The sequence below is a fragment of the Cobetia sp. SIMBA_158 genome, from assembly GCF_046566945.1.
Taxonomy (GTDB): domain Bacteria; phylum Pseudomonadota; class Gammaproteobacteria; order Pseudomonadales; family Halomonadaceae; genus Cobetia; species Cobetia amphilecti.
Genome location: NZ_JAWJYL010000350.1, coordinates 1 through 274, shown reverse-complemented (window position 1 = coordinate 274; position 274 = coordinate 1). Strand labels below are relative to the sequence as shown.

1 pseudogene is annotated in these 274 nt (G+C 45.3%); it reads left to right on the top strand.

The annotated features are described in order from the left end of the window. Positions 1-274: pseudogene (locus R2R70_RS20245) on the top strand (hypothetical protein); the annotation flags it as partial.

Below are 274 nucleotides of genomic sequence, written 5' to 3'. Positions count from 1 at the left end.
CGGTAAGCAAATCCGTCTACCAAACACCAAGCCTATGTTAATTGCCGTTGGTTTTGGTGCAGGCGTGATTGGCGGCTCCACCCATGCAATGTCGACCATACTGATGATGTATTTATTGTCTGCCAGTGACGATAAAAATACTATCGCCAAAGTCGGTAACATGTGCTATTTCTTAGGAAAGATTGCTCAAAGTATCGTGTTGCGTGAGCCTATCATGGCACTGAGCAGTGGTGAGTGGCAGCTGATTACTTTTTTGAGTGTGCTGTCTATAGTC